Source organism: Pseudomonas sp. SBT1-2 (genome assembly GCF_028640875.1).
GTDB lineage: Bacteria > Pseudomonadota > Gammaproteobacteria > Pseudomonadales > Pseudomonadaceae > Aquipseudomonas > Aquipseudomonas chlororaphis_I.
In genome coordinates, this window is record NZ_JAQZAA010000057.1 from 49,176 (window position 1) to 63,445 (window position 14,270).

The following is a 14,270-nucleotide window of genomic DNA, read 5'->3' on the forward strand; positions in this document are numbered from 1 at the left end:
CCTCGCGCCTTGCCCTGCACCAAGCGGGCCGCCGTCGCGGCCGCCACCAAAGTCCAATAGACCCTCAGCCCCTGAAGTTTGAGGGGTGATCAATGTTAGACAAAGGGCTAACATGCGGGCCTGTTTCGCTTTTTTCCGCCAATTGCCTACTTATGCCCAATCAGACGATCAAGACCCCCTGCGTCGGCCTCTGCTCCACTGTCTACGGTGACCTGGTGTGCCGTGGCTGCAAGCGTTTCCACCATGAAGTGATCCACTGGAACGGCTACAACGAGGAAGAAAAGCACGCGGTGTGGCTGCGTCTCGAGCAATTGCTGGTGCAGGTGATGGCGGCCAAGCTGGAGGTCTTCGATCCCCAGCGGCTGCGCGAGCAGCTGGAGCAGCGCAAGATCCGCTTCGTGCCGCACCAGTCGGAATATTGCTGGGCCTATCAGCTGATCGCCCGCGGGGCGCGAGTGATCAACCAGCTGGAAGCCTATGGGATGGTGTTGCTGCCGGAGTTTCGCGACTGGGAGTTGCCGGAATTGCGCGATGCCATCGATCGGGAGTTTTTCCTCCTGTCGGAAGCCCATTACCAGCGTTATATCGCCCCGGGGTTTCTCAAGGACGCGATGGGGTCCTGAACCTGTATCGGCTGGAGCTGGCTTGTTGTAGGAGCTGGCTTGCCAGCGAAGGCGGTGGCAAGGACCATGCAGGGCTTGAGGGACTCTTCGCCGGCAAGCCGGCTCCTACGACAGGGGTCAATGTTTGCTGGCCACCTCTTCCAGGTGGTCCATGATCACCTCCGGCTTGAGCACCAGCACGTCGCTTTCCAGGGCATCGAGCACCACTTCCGCGGTGTTGCCGATCAGCGCCCCGGAAATCCCGGTGCGCGCCACGGTGCCGATGATGGTCAGCGCCGCCTGCAATTCATGGGCAGTGTGCGGGATCAGCACGTCCGCCGGGCCTTCCTCTATATGCAGGTGGGTATCGTCGATGTCGAATTCGGCCTGGAACGCCTTGCACTGCTCGCGATAGCGCGCCTCGATGGTTTCCTTGAGCTGGAACACCGGGTCGGACGCCGACAGCATCGGCGACGGATGGGCGCTGATCACATGCAACTGCGCCTTGGCCAGGCTGGCGATGTCGAAACCATGGTCGACGATGGTGGCATGCAGGGTACGGTGCTCGCCGTCGGTGTTGCCGACGTCGATGGCCGCCAGGATCACGCCGCCGGTCCAGGGCTTGGCGGTTTTTACCAGCAGCACCGGGCTTGGGCAGTAGCGCAGCAGCTTCCAGTCGGCGGGGGTGAGCAGGGCCTTTTTCAGCGGGTTGTCGGCAAAGTGCTGCTTGATCACCAGGCCACAGCCTTCGGCCTGCTGCACGTCGATGATGGTGCTGTGCAGGCTGTCGTTCCAGGCCTGCTCGGTGGTCACGCTGTAGCCCTCGCTCAGCAGGCTGCTCTTGAGCACGCTCAACAGCGCCGAATGCTCGTGCTTCTTGTCGCACACCAGCAGGTGCAGATGGGCCTGGGTCACCCCGGCGATCAGCTTGGCGCGCTTGAGCGCGAGGCTTTCGGAATGCTCGGGCTCGATGACCACCAGGATGCTGCGGATGGCTTGCATGGTCGGGATCTCCAGAGAGGGATGAAGGCTACGTTGCACAACTATAGTTGCTGCGCGTCGCCGTGGCTGTTGACGCACATCAAGCGCCGCGGCTGGTGGTCTGCGGCGCGGCCGGTATAATCGGCGCCCTTCGCCGTGAACCCTTATGCCGTGAGCCCCATGTTATCTATCCCTGAAGTCGCCACCGTCCTGTCTTGCGCGCCCGCTGCCGTAACAGGGGGGCAGCCATGAACCTGCCGGAAATCCATGAGTTCCTCGGCTGCCGCACGCCGGATGCCTGGGTCCGGGCGGCCCTGGCGGATCAGGAAACCCTGCTGATCGACCACAAGAACTGCGAATTCAAGGCAGCCAGTACGGCCCTGAGCCTGATCGCCAAGTACCACTCCCATGTCGACCTGATCAACATGATGTCGCGCCTGGCCCGGGAAGAGCTGGTGCACCACGAACAGGTCATGCGCCTGATGAAGCGGCGCAAGATCGAACTGCGCCAGCTGTCGGCCGGGCGTTATGCCTCGGGCCTGCGCAAGGTGGTGCGCAGCCACGAGCCGGTGAAGCTGGTGGACACCCTGGTGGTCGGCGCCTTTATCGAGGCCCGCAGTTGCGAGCGTTTCGAGGCGCTGGTGCCGCACCTGGACGAAGAGCTGGGCAAGTTCTACTTCGGCCTGCTGAAAAGCGAGGCCCGGCACTTCCAGGGTTACCTGAAGCTGGCCTATCAGTACGGCGACGCCAAGGACATCGCCCAGGTGATCGAGAAGGTGCGCGCCGCCGAGCGTGAGCTGATCGAGTCGCCGGACGTCGAGTTCCGTTTCCACAGCGGTGTGCCTGCTCTGTAAAGGATGAAAATCCTAGGTGTTGGAAACTACGGGGAAATTGTAAAAAACTCTTAAAAGCATGAAACATCATTGAAAACCGGCCATCTGGGCCGGTTTTTGCTGTCTGCCCTGGTCTCAGATTTATCCGATGCCGCCTATAATGCGCGCCCCAATTGTGCGCACTCAGACTGGTATTTATGGATAACCCGGGTCTTGGCAAAGTATTGCTGGTGGAAGATGACGAGAAGCTCGCCGGGCTGATCGCGCACTTCCTGTCCCAACACGGTTTCGAGGTCCTGACGGTACATCGTGGCGATGTGGCGCTGGCGGCCTTTCTCGAGTTCAAGCCGAAAATCGTCGTCCTCGACCTGATGCTGCCGGGCCAGAGCGGCCTGCACGTGTGCCGGGAGATCCGCAACGTGGCGGACACGCCCATCGTCATTCTCACCGCCAAGGAAGACGACCTGGACCATATCCTGGGCCTGGAGTCCGGCGCCGACGACTATGTGATCAAGCCGATCAAGCCGCCGGTGCTGCTGGCCCGCCTGCGCGCCCTGCAACGGCGCCAGCTGCCGGAGCCGACGGTGCGCGGCGCGCTGGAATTCGGCCGCCTGACCCTCGACCGCAGTTGCCGTGAAGTGCGCCTGGCCGGCGAGCCGATCGAGCTGACCACCATGGAGTTCGAGCTGCTGTGGCTGCTGGCCAGTTCGGCGGGCAAGATCCTCTCCCGCGACGACATCCTCAACCGCATGCGCGGCATCGCCTTCGACGGCCTCAACCGCAGCGTCGATGTCTACATCAGCAAGCTGCGCGGCAAACTCCAGGACAACCCTCGCGAGCCGGTGTGCATCAAGACCATCTGGGGCAAGGGCTATCTGTTCAATCCGTTCGCGTGGGAGCTCTAGATGCTGCGGCTGTTTCTGGGTTTGTACATTGTCCTGGCCATAGGTTTTGCCGGGGCGATCACCGCGGTCGATCACATCTTCACGGCCATCCTCGAAGACCCGCTGGAGGCCTACAACCGCGATGCGGTGCGTGGGCCGGCCTATAGCCTGGTGGAACAGTTGCGGCCGTTCGACAGCGCCGAGCGCGAACGGCAATTGCAGGCGTTGCAGCCGCACTACGGCTTGCAGTTGCGCCTGGTGAACGCCGACGCGCTGGGCCTGAGCGCCCGCGAACAGGCCTTGCTGGCCTCCAACCAGTTGGTGGTGCGGCAAGCGTTCACCGAGTTTATCGCCAGCATCGACCAGGGCCCGCAATTGCTCAGCATCAAGTTGCCGGAAGAGCCCTCGCTGACCCGCTTCTACACCACCGCGGCCTATTTTCTCCTCGCTACGCTGGTGGGCATCGTCCTGTATTTCTGGGTGCGCCCGCACTGGCGCGATCTGGAGCAACTGCGGCTGGCGGCCGAACGGTTCGGCGACAATGACCTGAGTACGCGCCTGCACCTGTCGCGGCGCTCGAACATTCGCGAGCTGGCCGAGCACTTCAACCGCATGGCCAGCCGCATCGAAGGCCTGATCGCCAATCAGCGCGAGCTGACCAACGCGGTGTCCCATGAGCTGCGCACGCCCATCGCCCGCCTGTCGTTCGAACTCGACCAGCTCAAGCAGTCCGATCCGAAACACAACCGCGAGCTGATCGCCGACATGTACGCCGACCTCGGCGAGCTGGAGGAAATGGTCTCCGAGCTGCTGACCTATGCCAGCCTGGAACACGGCGCCACGGTGATCAACCGCGAGACTATCCAGGCCCACAGCTGGCTCGACAGCGTGGTCGGCAGTGTCGCCCTGGAGGCGGAAGCGGCGGGGGTACAGATCCTGATCCGCGCCTGTGAGGTCGAGTGCATCAGCATCGAGCCGCGGTTCATGGCGCGGGCGGTGATCAACCTGCTGCGCAACGCCATTCGCTACGCCGAGCGGCGCGTCGAGGTGTCCCTGGTGCGGGTCGGGCAGGGTTATGAAGTCCAGGTCAACGACGACGGCCCAGGCGTGCCGGTGGAAGGGCGCAAGAAAATCTTCGAGCCGTTCTCCCGCCTCGACGCCAGCCGCGACCGCCGCACCGGCGGCTTCGGCCTCGGCCTGGCGCTGGTGCGGCGGGTGTCGCAGTCCCACGGCGGCCAGGTCGAGGTGACGGATTCGCAGTGGGGCGGCGCGTCGTTTCGCATGACCTGGGCGCAGGTCGAATAACCCCGGCCCATAGGCACATACCCGCGGAATTGCGCATGCTTCTGTAGGAGCGCAGCTTGCGCGCGATGAACGATAACGCGGTGGATCAGGCGGTCCGCGTCGTGGTCATCGCGGGCAAGCCTCGCTCCTACAGAAGCACGCGGTTCTGTAGGAGCGAGCGGGCGGCGATCCGACTTGCCCGCGATAGCGTCAGAACGACCAACGCCGCTTAGAAGCTGTACTCCAGGGTCGTCGCCAACGACGTCTGCAGCCGCCGCTCGACAATCGGGCTGTCCGCCGCTTCCCGGCCCAGGTACTGCAGCGCCAGCACCGTCGACACGTTCATCTGTTCACTGACCGGCACTGTCCAGGTCAGGTCGCCGCCACGGCTGAGAAAACCGCCCTTGGGCCGATAGGTTGCGAAACGGGTCCTGCCAGCCTGGGCCGCGCTGACGCCATACCAGGTGCGCAGGTAGTCGCCGTCGCCGAACTGGCTGTTGAGGCTGCCTTCGAGGCGGCCGTAGCGGCCTTCAAACAGCGTGCTGCCAATGCTCAGTTGCAGGTGGTTGTAGGCCGAGCCGGTGTCCGGGTCGTCGTTCTTCTTCAGCGCGTGCTGCAACGTGGCCCCGAGCTCCACGGCGCCCAGGGTGTAGCCCAGGTGGGCGCCGAATTGCGCGCGGGACTTGATCGAGCCCATGCCGGCCAGATGGTCCGAACCCTTGTAGCCGCTCTTGCGGTCCTTGCGTGCCTCGCTGGGGCCGACCCAGGTACTGAACGCCAGGTCGCCCCATTCATTGCCCCAGCCAAGGCCCTGTTCGGTGTTGAGAAACACCCCGTAGGGGCTGACGATTGCGCCGCCCAGGATCGGCGCGACGCTGCGTTCGTCGCTGCCGCTGTAGCGCGGCAGGCTGGCGACGCCGGCTTGCAGTTGGTATTGCCAGTCCGCGGCGTAGAGCGGGCCGCTGGACGTCAGCAGGCACAGCGAAGCCAGAGGCAGCGCAGCAAGGGACAGGCACAAGGTTTTCGGACGGATCGAGGTCTTCATCGGCGGCTAGAAACTCAGCAGGGTGTGGGAATGGTCGTTGGGAGTGGAATAGGAGCTGCCCAGGCCATCGCGCGGTCGCTGGGCGACAGGGGCTGGTTCGGCGCGCAGGGCGGTCTTAGGTGGCGTGGCGATCTCAGGTGGCGGTTCGACGCTGGGCGTCGGGGCCGTGGGCGGCGTGCCCTGGCAGCTGAGGCCACCGAGCAGCACACCGATGAAGAGCGTGAAGAACCGACCGTACATGACGCACCCGTGGGGAAATGGATGCGCTCATGCTAGGGACGCGGGCGCGGGCAATCTTTGGCAGCTTTGTCGGAAAACTGTCAAAGACTGTGAATGCCCGGCGCTTAGCGTTGCAGGTCCAGGCGCTCATGCCACTGAGCGATGGACTCCTCGGGGTAGTGGGCGAATTGCAGGTCGTGGGGATGCCAGTCGATTTCCACCCAGGGCGCCCTGGAGTCGAGCATCAGGTGGGTGTGTTCCGGCGGTATCGGCAACGGCGTGTCGATGGCCGAGGCAAAGGGATGGATCAGCTCCGGCCACTCCGGGCTGAACAGCCACAACCCGGAGCCGCAGCGGCTGCAGAAATGCCGTTCGGCGCTGCTGCGCCGGGCGCGTTTGCCGGGTTCCCTGAGCAGCGCGTGGTAGATCGAGATGTGCTGGCGGCCGCGGACTTTCAAGCTGGCGGCATCGCCACCGAGGTTGATCGCATACCCACCGCCGCCCTGGGTCTTGCGGCAGATCGAGCAGTAGCAGCGTTGATAAGGGTAGGGGTGGGCGCTGTTCAGGCTGAAGTGGACAGCGCCGCAATGGCAGGAGCCTTCGAGTTGCATGACGACCTCCGACGATCCATGGGCTATGACCGTCAGCCTAGCCGCTGTCGGCTGGAGCGTTCGCCATGGGCGCTGGTCGGCGCCGGGTTGACCCTGTAGCTACTTCAGGCTTTTTACTGTCGACTCCCTTTATCAGGAGTGATCGACATGAGCTTTCTTGAGCGTTTGCTGGGCGGTCATCGGGGCCGTGGGCATGGCGGTTATCAGGGTGGGCATCACGGTGATAGACATGGCAGCGGGCATGGCCAGCGCGCAGGTGGCGCAGCGCCGCCTGCGGGCGGCCCGCTGTGTCCAGACTGCGGGGCGAACAATGCGGCCAAGGCGCGGTTTTGCCAGCAATGCGGGACTTCGCTGCAGCCCGCCGCGTGCCGCCAGTGCGACAGCACCCTGGCCGCCGGCGCGCGGTTTTGTGCGCAGTGTGGCGGGGCGGCGGGCTGAGGCTGGCTTATAGCGCCAGGTGGTAGCGGACCTGGGTCGCATCGTCCGGGTCGATGGCGCGACTGAAACCCAGGGTCGCCGACAGTTCGCGCATGCGGTGGTTGGCCGGGCAATCCAGGGAGTACATCTGCTTGAAGCCCTGGTCCTTGGCCCGGGCGATCAGGTGGCGCATGAGCAAGGCGTCCAGGCCCTGGTGCTGCCACTCGTCAGCCACAGTGACGGCAAATTCACAGGTGTCCGCGTCCGTGCCGATGGTGGCGTAGCGGCTGATGCCGATTTCCCGCAGCGAGCCGTTGTCGTGGACCAGGGCCACGTAAGCCGCGCGCTCGCTGCCGTCGACGTCCATCAGCTGGCTGAGCAGGGCCTCGCCGACTTCCTTCACTTCCCCGAGGAAGCGGTGGTGCCGGGTGGTCGGCGAGAGGTTCTCGATAAAGGCCTTTTCGCGGTCGCGGTCTTCGGCGCGCAACGGGCGGATCAGCACCGGGCTGCCGTCGTTGAGGGCGTCTATCCAGTGTTCGCCCTTCTGCTGGGCGAAGGCGGCCAGGGCTGGCGTGTGGATGGCGGTACTGGTCATGGGCAAGTCTCCGTGAAGGTGCAGAGGATTGCCTGAACATTCACATCTGTCAGGCGCCGGGCCCTTGATTCAGGTCAACGGGCGGCGGTGTCGTGGAGGGTTTTGCGCCAGGAGGCAGGTTGGCCACGACCATCAGGCCTCGGGCATCAAGGTGGCGATCAGCGCCCGCACCGTGCCGGGCAGGGCCTCCAGTTCACGGACGATGATGCTGCGCTCGCGCACCGCCCAGGCCTCGTCGAGTTTCACCGTCACCAGTTGCATGGTGTGGCTGTGCCGGATGGCGGCCGACTCGGGAATGATGCCGATACCGACGCCGGCCTCGACCATGCGGCACACCGCTTCGAAGCTCGACACCTGGATCCGCAGCGACAACTGCTTGCCGGTGCGCTCCACGTGTTCGCGCAAAAAACTCAGCAAGGTGCTGCCTTCGTGCAGGCCGATGTGCTGGTAGGCCAGGGTCTGCTCCAGGGTTACCGCCGGCTGTGTCGCCAGCGGGTGGTCGACCGGCAGGATCAGCACCAGGTGGTCGGTGCTGAAATGCAGGACCTGCAGGCCGCTGGCTTCCACCGGGCCGGCGATGATGCCCATGTCGGCGGTGCCGTCGAGCACGCCACGCACGATGTCCCGGGACAGGCGTTCCTGCAGGTCCACCGTGACCCCCGGGCGTTTCGACAGAAAGCCGGCGAGGATCTCCGGGAGGAATTCGGTGACCGCCGTGGTGTTGGCGAAGATGCGCATATGCCCGGTGGAGTCGCCGCCGTATTGGGTGAACTCGCTTTTCAGGTAATCCACCTGGCGCATGATCAGCCGCGCATGCTGTAACAGGCGCTCGCCCGCCGGGGTGACTTCGACGCCGCGGCTGTCGCGGTACAGCAGGCGGGTTTCGAGTTGGCCTTCCAGGGCCTTGATCCGCGCGCTGGCCGCCGCCGGCGAGAGAAAGGCGCGCTTGGCGCCCTGGGTCAGGCTCGGCGATTCGGCGATATGGATAAACAGGCGCAGGTCGGCCAGATCGAAATGCATGGGCGGCTCCTGGGAGGGAAGAGGGGCAAAGCAGCGTTCAGCATAACCGAACGCCGGTTTATTGAAATGCAAATTCTCAGAACGCACAGCGGCTTGCATGATCGGGCGCACCACCACTGCAACAGGACCCGACCCGATGAGCGTGACCGACCCCAGTGCCTGGATAGGCCGAAGCCAGCAAGCCCGAGACCTGCTCAGCGACAACCTGCTCAAGCGCATCGCCGCGACCTTCGGCGAACCCGCGCCGGCCCATGGCGAGGCCTTGCCGCCGCTGTGGCAATGGTGCTTTTTCCAGGAGCCGCTGACCGAAAGCGCCCTGGGTGGCGACGGCCATCCGGCCCGTGGCGGCTTCCTGCCGCCGGCGGCCAATCGCAACCGCATGTGGGCCGGTGGCCGCCTGGAGTTCTTCGAGCCGTTGCGCGCCGGTTTCGCCGCGGACTGTTTGTCGACCATCAGCCAGGTCGAGGAAAAGACCGGGCGCACCGGCGCGCTGCTGTTCGTCACGGTGCGCCATGAGTATTCCCAGGACGGTCGCCTGGCGATTCGCGAAGAGCAGGACATCGTCTACCGCGAGCCGACCCCGCCCAAGCAAGCCAGCGGCGAGCCACTGATCCAGGGCGATTGGCGTGAACCCGTCGAACCCAGCCCGACCCTGCTGTTCCGCTACAGCGCCGTGACCTTCAACGGCCATCGCATCCACTACGACTTTCCCTACGTCACCGAGACCGAAGGGTATCCGGGGCTGGTGGTGCACGGCCCGCTGATCGCCACCCTCAGCCTGCGGGCGTTCTGCCGCGCCCATCCCGGGGCCCGGTTGCGGCGCTTCGCCTATCGCGGCCTGCGGCCGTTGATCGCGCCGCAGCCGTTCGAGGTCGGCGGGTGCATCGTCCGCCCCGGCGTCGCCGAACTCTGGGCCGGCAACGACGCCGGCCTGGCCCAGCGCGGCGAAGTGCTGTTCGACCCGATCCCACAACAATAACCACAGGCGGAGAGCCGTTCGATGAACCCCAACAGCAATGAACAATTGAATGCCATCCGTGAAGGCGTGCGGGCCCTGTGCGCGGACTTTCCCGCCGAATACTGGCGCCGGATCGACGAGAAAAAGGGCTTCCCGCAAGCCTTTGTCAAAGCCATGACAGACGCCGGCTGGCTCTCGGCGATGATCCCCGAGCAGTACGGCGGCTCGGGCCTGGGCCTGGCCGAAGCCTCGGTGATCCTGGAAGAAGTGAACCGCTACGGCGGCAACTCCGGCACCGTGCACGGGCAGATGTACAACATGTTCACCCTGCTGCGGCACGGCAGCGAGGCGCAAAAAAGCTACTACCTGCCCAAGCTCGCCAGCGGCGAACTGCGCCTGCAATCGATGGGCGTCACCGAGCCCACCACCGGCACCGACACCACCAAGATCAAGACCACCGCCATCAAGCGCGGCGACAAGTACCTGATCAACGGCCAGAAGGTGTGGATCTCGAGGATCCAGCATTCCGACCTGATGATCCTGCTGGCGCGCACCACGCCGTTGGCCGAGGTCAAGAGGAAGTCCGAAGGCATGTCGATCTTCCTGGTCGACCTGCGCGAGGCCATCGGCCACGGCCTGACCGTGCAGCCGATCGCCAACATGGTCAACCACGAGACCAACGAGCTGTTCTTCGACAACCTGGAAATCCCCGCCGACAGCCTGATCGGTGAGGAAGGCAAGGGCTTCAAGTACATCCTCGACGGCCTCAACGCCGAACGCACCCTGATCGCCGCCGAGTGCATCGGCGACGGTCGCTGGTTTATCGAGAAGGCCAGCCAGTACGCCCGCGACCGTGTGGTGTTCGGTCGGCCGATCGGGCAGAACCAGGGCGTGCAGTTCCCCATCGCCGAAGCCCATATCGAGATCGAGGCCGCCGACCTGATGCGCTGGCGCGCTTGCGAGGAATACGACAGCGGCCTGAACGCCGGGGCCAGCGCCAACATGGCCAAGTACCTGGCGGCCAAGGCCTCGTGGGAGGCGGCCAATGCCTGCCTGCAGACCCACGGTGGTTTCGGTTTCGCCAATGAGTACGACGTCGAGCGCAAGTTCCGCGAGACCCGCCTGTACCAGGTGGCGCCGATCTCCACCAACCTGATCCTGTCCTACGTCGCCGAGCACCTGCTCGAACTGCCACGCAGCTTCTGAGGAACCGAGCATGAGCCATACCCAAGCCTTGGCCGGGTTCCTTGCCGGCCTGAGTTACCCGCAGCTGCCCGACAGCGTGCTGGCGCGTACCGAAGAGCTGTTCCTCGACTGGCTCGGTTCCGCCCTGGCCAGCCAGGGCGCGCATCCGATTCCGTTGTTCGAGCGTTACGCCCGGCATATGGGCCCGGCCGATGGCCCGGCGCGGATCCTGGTCAACGGCCGCGGCAGCTCGGCCTATTTCGCCGCCCTGGTGAACGCCGCGTCCTCCCATCTGGTGGAGCAGGACGACCTGCACAACAGCTCGGTGTTGCACCCGGCCACCGTGGTGTTCCCGGCGGCCCTGGCGGCGGCCCAGGACCTGGGCAAGTCCGGCCAGGAGCTGCTGCTGGCCGCAGTGGCCGGCTACGAGGCGGGGATCCGCATCGGCGAGTTCATGGGCCGTTCCCATTACCGGATCTTCCACACCACGGCCACCGTCGGCACCCTCGCCGCGGCGGTGGCGGTGGGCAAGCTGATGGACTTCGACCAGGCGCAGTTCATCAACCTGCTGGGCAGCGCCGGGACCCAGGCCGCCGGGCTCTGGGAGTTTTTGCGCGACGCCGCGGACTCCAAGCAGCTGCACACGGCCAAGGCCGCGGCCGACGGACTGCTCGCCGCCTACCTGACCCGCGACGGGCTGACCGGCGCGCGCAATATTCTCGAAGGCGAGCAGGGCCTGGCCGCGGGCATGTCCTGGGATGCCGAGCCGAGCAGGCTGTCCGATCGGCTCGGTTCGCGTTGGGCCTTGCTGGAGACCTCGTTCAAGTTCCACGCCTCCTGCCGCCATACCCATCCGGCCGCCGATGCCTTGCTGGCGCTGATGCAGCGCGAAGGCCTGAGCCATGGGCAGATCGCCCGGGTGGAAACCCGCGTGCACCAGGGCGCCATCGATGTGCTGGGGCGGGTGACGGTGCCGCAGACCGTGCACCAGGCCAAGTTTTCCATGGGCACCGTGCTCGGCCTGATCGCCGTGCATGGCAAGGCCGGGCTGCCGGAGTTCCACGAGCTGGCGCTGAACGATCCGGCGGTGGCGGTGTTTCGCGACAAGGTGTCGATGGTCCTCGACCCCGAGGTCGACCGGGCCTATCCGCAGCGCTGGCTTGGCCGGGTAGTGGTCAGCACCGACGACGGCCGCACCCTGCATGGCGCCATCGACGAGCCCAAGGGCGATCCGGGCAATGGCCTGTCGCGGGCGGAGCTGGAAGACAAGTTCCAGCGCCTGCTGCGCTTCTCCGGCGCACGCACGGCGGAGCAGGGCGCGGCCCTGATCCGCCAGGTGTGGCACCTGCGCGACACCGCGCAACTGAATGAATTGCTCTGAGCCCGCCTCGAGGACGCTTTATGACACTCAATACAACACAACCCCGGCCGCTGGACGGCATCACCGTGGTCAGCCTGGAACACGCCATTGCCGCGCCGTTCTGCACCCGCCAACTGGCCGACCTGGGCGCCCGGGTGATCAAGGTCGAGCGCCCCGGCAGCGGCGATTTTGCCCGCGGCTACGACGAGCGCGTGCGCGGCCTGGCCTCGCATTTCGTCTGGACCAACCGCTCCAAGGAAAGCCTGACCCTGGACCTCAAGCAGGACGCCGCCGGCGACATTCTGCAAAGCCTGCTGGCCCAGGCCGACGTGCTGGTGCAGAACCTCGCGCCAGGCGCGGCGGCGCGCATGGGCCTGTCGTTCGAGGCGCTGCACGAACGTTTTCCGCGGCTGATCGTCTGCGACATTTCCGGTTATGGCGAGGGCGGCCCCTATGAAAAGAAAAAGGCCTATGACCTGCTGATCCAGAGCGAGGGCGGGTTCCTGTCGGTGACCGGCGGCCCGGGCGAGGAGCAACTGGCCAAGGCCGGCTGCTCGATCGCCGATATCGCCGCCGGCATGTACGCCTACAGCGGCATCCTCTCGGCGCTGTTGCTGCGCGGCAGGACCGGGCAGGGCAGCCGCATCGACGTGAGCATGCTGGAAAGCCTGGTGGAGTGGATGGGCTACCCGATGTACTACGCCTTCGACGGCGCGCCGCCACCGCCCCGGGCCGGCGCGGCGCACTCGACCATCTATCCCTACGGGCCATTTCCGGCGGGGGACGGCGGCACCGTGATGCTCGGCTTGCAGAACGAGCGCGAATGGGCGGCGTTCTGCGACAAGGTGCTGTTGCTGCCGGAACTGGCCGGCGACGAGCGCTTCTCGGCCAACTTCAAGCGCTCGGCCAATCGCGAGGCGCTGCGCCAGATCATTGTCGACAGCTTCGCCCGGCTGACGGTGGAGGCGGTGATCGAGCGGCTGGAGCAGGCGCAGATCGCCAGTGCCCGGGTCAACGACATGCAGGGCGTGTGGCAGCACCCGCAACTCAAGGCCCGCGACGGCTGGCGCGAGGTGGACAGCCCGGCCGGCAAGCTGCCGTCGCTGCTGCCGCCGGCGCGCAACGCCGCGTTCGAACCGCGCATGGACGGCGTCCCGGGGCTGGGCCAGCACAGCGGCGCGATCCTCGCCGAACTGGGCCTGTCCACCGAGGCCATCGAACAGCTGCAGGCCAATGGCGTGATCTGAGATCTGCAGGCTTGCATCGCTTCTGTAGGAGCAGCCGGTCGACGCTCGATTGCTGGCGATGGGGCCCTTGGGGGTTGCATCGATCTTGCGGGCCTCATCGCGGGCCAGTCGGATCGCCGCCCGCTCGCTCCTACAAGGGAATCTGTCGTGGCCTGGTGTCCGGGGCGCGATAACACGGTCTGTGGACCTGGTGTTCATTACAAGGAATTCAACATGCCCAACCTTATTGTCCGTTCTGCCTTGTTCGTGCCGGGAAGTCGTCCCGAGCGTTTCGGCAAGGCCCTGGCCAGCGGCGCCGATGCGGTGATCGTCGATTTCGAGGACGCCGTGGAAGAGCCGCTCAAGCGCCAGGCCCGGGACAACCTCGGCCAGTTCCTCAACAGCCAGCCCCAGGTCAGGCTGTGGGTACGGGTCAATGCCCCGGAACATGCCGAGCATGCCGCCGACCTGGCGTTCTGCAAGCGTCACGCCGGGGTCGTCGGCATCCTGCTGCCCAAGGTCGAAAGTGCCGCCCAGGTGGCGACCGTGGCGGCCACCGGCAAGCAGATCTGGCCGATCATCGAAAGCGCTCGCGGGCTACTGGCCCTGGCGGAAATCGCCCGGGCCGCGGCGGTGCAGCGCCTGTCTTTCGGCGGCCTGGACCTGGCGCTGGACCTCAACCTCAGCAGCGGCTCGGCGGCGGCGCAGTTCGCCCTGGACCAGGCGCGGCTGGCGCTGATCCTGCATTCGCGCGCCGCCGGGTTGGTCGCACCGCTGGATGGTGTGCACCCGGCCATCGACGATCCTGAAGGTTTGCGCCACTCCATCCGCCACGCCTACGAAATGGGCTTCGGCGGCGCCTTGTGCATCCACCCGAAACAGGTGCCGGTGATCCACCAGGCCCTGGCCCCCAGCGCCGAAGACCTGGCCTGGGCGCAACGAGTGGTGGACGCCGGCAGCCACGGCGCCGGCGCCTACCAGATCGACGGCCAGATGGTCGATGCGCCGGTATTGCTGCGAGCGCAGCGACTGCTGGCGCTGAACCCGTGA

General features: G+C 65.7%; 16 protein-coding genes. 10 read left to right on the top strand and 6 right to left on the bottom strand.

Translation table 11 applies throughout. From position 1 onward, the window contains the following. The first annotated feature begins 152 nt into the window (after positions 1-152). A complete protein-coding gene (locus tag PVZ78_RS07520; protein ID WP_038579742.1) occupies positions 153-623 on the top strand; it encodes a DUF1289 domain-containing protein in 471 nt (156 codons plus the stop codon). A gap of 117 nt (positions 624-740) precedes the next feature. Here the strand turns inward: PVZ78_RS07520 and PVZ78_RS07525 are convergent, their stop codons facing one another. Then, positions 741-1,604 (bottom strand): universal stress protein, encoded by an 864-nt coding sequence (locus tag PVZ78_RS07525; RefSeq protein WP_038579739.1) that lies wholly within the window; start codon positions 1,602-1,604, stop codon positions 741-743. 227 nt (positions 1,605-1,831) lie between these two features. Here PVZ78_RS07525 and PVZ78_RS07530 point away from each other — a divergent pair, with 227 nt between their 5' ends. From PVZ78_RS07530 to PVZ78_RS07540, 3 genes are all read left to right on the top strand, one after another. Beyond that, positions 1,832-2,437 carry a tRNA-(ms[2]io[6]A)-hydroxylase gene (locus PVZ78_RS07530; RefSeq protein WP_110175138.1) on the top strand — a complete coding sequence of 202 codons (606 nt, stop codon included), beginning with the start codon at positions 1,832-1,834 and terminating at the stop codon, positions 2,435-2,437. 176 nt (positions 2,438-2,613) lie between these two features. Continuing rightward, entirely contained in the window at positions 2,614-3,321 is a 708-nt protein-coding gene (locus PVZ78_RS07535; RefSeq protein ID WP_023969008.1) for a winged helix-turn-helix domain-containing protein, read from the top strand. Continuing rightward, complete coding sequence (locus PVZ78_RS07540; RefSeq protein WP_028682701.1) at positions 3,322-4,605, top strand: ATP-binding protein; 1,284 nt, start codon at positions 3,322-3,324, stop codon at positions 4,603-4,605. A gap of 208 nt (positions 4,606-4,813) precedes the next feature. Here PVZ78_RS07540 and PVZ78_RS07545 read toward each other — a convergent pair whose 3' ends face one another. The 3 genes from PVZ78_RS07545 to PVZ78_RS07555 form a co-directional block, all read right to left on the bottom strand. Next, positions 4,814-5,629, bottom strand: a complete 816-nt coding sequence (locus PVZ78_RS07545; protein WP_273828514.1) for a MipA/OmpV family protein — start codon at positions 5,627-5,629, stop codon at positions 4,814-4,816. A gap of 6 nt (positions 5,630-5,635) precedes the next feature. Continuing rightward, positions 5,636-5,869 (bottom strand): hypothetical protein, encoded by a 234-nt coding sequence (locus tag PVZ78_RS07550; RefSeq protein ID WP_273828515.1) that lies wholly within the window; start codon positions 5,867-5,869, stop codon positions 5,636-5,638. Between the two features lie 104 nt (positions 5,870-5,973). Continuing rightward, positions 5,974-6,459 carry a GFA family protein gene (locus PVZ78_RS07555; protein WP_009043442.1) on the bottom strand — a complete coding sequence of 162 codons (486 nt, stop codon included), beginning with the start codon at positions 6,457-6,459 and terminating at the stop codon, positions 5,974-5,976. 147 nt (positions 6,460-6,606) lie between these two features. Between PVZ78_RS07555 and PVZ78_RS07560 the strand changes: the two genes are divergently transcribed. Next, entirely contained in the window at positions 6,607-6,897 is a 291-nt protein-coding gene (locus PVZ78_RS07560; protein WP_273828516.1) for a double zinc ribbon domain-containing protein, read from the top strand. 7 nt (positions 6,898-6,904) lie between these two features. Here the strand turns inward: PVZ78_RS07560 and PVZ78_RS07565 are convergent, their stop codons facing one another. Together PVZ78_RS07565 and PVZ78_RS07570 are read right to left on the bottom strand one after the other, a co-directional pair. Beyond that, positions 6,905-7,471, bottom strand: a complete 567-nt coding sequence (locus PVZ78_RS07565) for a GNAT family N-acetyltransferase (protein ID WP_273828517.1) — start codon at positions 7,469-7,471, stop codon at positions 6,905-6,907. 132 nt (positions 7,472-7,603) lie between these two features. Beyond that, a complete protein-coding gene (locus tag PVZ78_RS07570) occupies positions 7,604-8,491 on the bottom strand; it encodes a LysR family transcriptional regulator (RefSeq protein WP_124350666.1) in 888 nt (295 codons plus the stop codon). 136 nt (positions 8,492-8,627) lie between these two features. On the opposite strand from PVZ78_RS07570, the gene PVZ78_RS07575 reads away from it, so the two are divergent. The 5 genes from PVZ78_RS07575 (at position 8,628) to PVZ78_RS07595 (ending at position 14,270) form a co-directional block, all read left to right on the top strand. Beyond that, positions 8,628-9,470: an FAS1-like dehydratase domain-containing protein gene (locus tag PVZ78_RS07575; protein ID WP_273828518.1), complete on the top strand. Its 843-nt coding sequence runs from the start codon at positions 8,628-8,630 to the stop codon at positions 9,468-9,470. A gap of 21 nt (positions 9,471-9,491) precedes the next feature. Beyond that, entirely contained in the window at positions 9,492-10,655 is a 1,164-nt protein-coding gene (locus PVZ78_RS07580) for an acyl-CoA dehydrogenase family protein (protein WP_273828519.1), read from the top strand. A gap of 10 nt (positions 10,656-10,665) precedes the next feature. Beyond that, positions 10,666-12,015, top strand: coding sequence for an MmgE/PrpD family protein (locus tag PVZ78_RS07585; protein WP_273828520.1), 1,350 nt, complete (start codon positions 10,666-10,668; stop codon positions 12,013-12,015). 20 nt (positions 12,016-12,035) lie between these two features. Beyond that, positions 12,036-13,241: a CaiB/BaiF CoA transferase family protein gene (locus tag PVZ78_RS07590; RefSeq protein WP_273828521.1), complete on the top strand. Its 1,206-nt coding sequence runs from the start codon at positions 12,036-12,038 to the stop codon at positions 13,239-13,241. 213 nt (positions 13,242-13,454) lie between these two features. After that, positions 13,455-14,270: an HpcH/HpaI aldolase/citrate lyase family protein gene (locus tag PVZ78_RS07595; protein WP_273828522.1), complete on the top strand. Its 816-nt coding sequence runs from the start codon at positions 13,455-13,457 to the stop codon at positions 14,268-14,270.

Bases quoted from the DNA above. Each gene is read 5' to 3' on its own strand.
- PVZ78_RS07555 (WP_009043442.1), bottom strand. From the start codon at position 6,459: ATGCAACTCGAAGGCTCCTGCCATTGCGGCGCTGTCCACTTCAGCCTG.
- PVZ78_RS07580 (WP_273828519.1), top strand. From the start codon at position 9,492: ATGAACCCCAACAGCAATGAACAATTGAATGCCATCCGTGAAGGCGTG.
- PVZ78_RS07560 (WP_273828516.1), top strand. From the start codon at position 6,607: ATGAGCTTTCTTGAGCGTTTGCTGGGCGGTCATCGGGGCCGTGGGCAT.
- PVZ78_RS07540 (WP_028682701.1), top strand. From the start codon at position 3,322: ATGCTGCGGCTGTTTCTGGGTTTGTACATTGTCCTGGCCATAGGTTTT.
- PVZ78_RS07565 (WP_273828517.1), bottom strand. From the start codon at position 7,471: ATGACCAGTACCGCCATCCACACGCCAGCCCTGGCCGCCTTCGCCCAG.
- PVZ78_RS07550 (WP_273828515.1), bottom strand. From the start codon at position 5,869: ATGTACGGTCGGTTCTTCACGCTCTTCATCGGTGTGCTGCTCGGTGGC.
- PVZ78_RS07595 (WP_273828522.1), top strand. From the start codon at position 13,455: ATGCCCAACCTTATTGTCCGTTCTGCCTTGTTCGTGCCGGGAAGTCGT.
- PVZ78_RS07530 (WP_110175138.1), top strand. From the start codon at position 1,832: ATGAACCTGCCGGAAATCCATGAGTTCCTCGGCTGCCGCACGCCGGAT.
- PVZ78_RS07590 (WP_273828521.1), top strand. From the start codon at position 12,036: ATGACACTCAATACAACACAACCCCGGCCGCTGGACGGCATCACCGTG.
- PVZ78_RS07585 (WP_273828520.1), top strand. From the start codon at position 10,666: ATGAGCCATACCCAAGCCTTGGCCGGGTTCCTTGCCGGCCTGAGTTAC.
- PVZ78_RS07570 (WP_124350666.1), bottom strand. From the start codon at position 8,491: ATGCATTTCGATCTGGCCGACCTGCGCCTGTTTATCCATATCGCCGAA.
- PVZ78_RS07575 (WP_273828518.1), top strand. From the start codon at position 8,628: ATGAGCGTGACCGACCCCAGTGCCTGGATAGGCCGAAGCCAGCAAGCC.
- PVZ78_RS07535 (WP_023969008.1), top strand. From the start codon at position 2,614: ATGGATAACCCGGGTCTTGGCAAAGTATTGCTGGTGGAAGATGACGAG.
- PVZ78_RS07545 (WP_273828514.1), bottom strand. From the start codon at position 5,629: ATGAAGACCTCGATCCGTCCGAAAACCTTGTGCCTGTCCCTTGCTGCG.
- PVZ78_RS07520 (WP_038579742.1), top strand. From the start codon at position 153: ATGCCCAATCAGACGATCAAGACCCCCTGCGTCGGCCTCTGCTCCACT.
- PVZ78_RS07525 (WP_038579739.1), bottom strand. From the start codon at position 1,604: ATGCAAGCCATCCGCAGCATCCTGGTGGTCATCGAGCCCGAGCATTCC.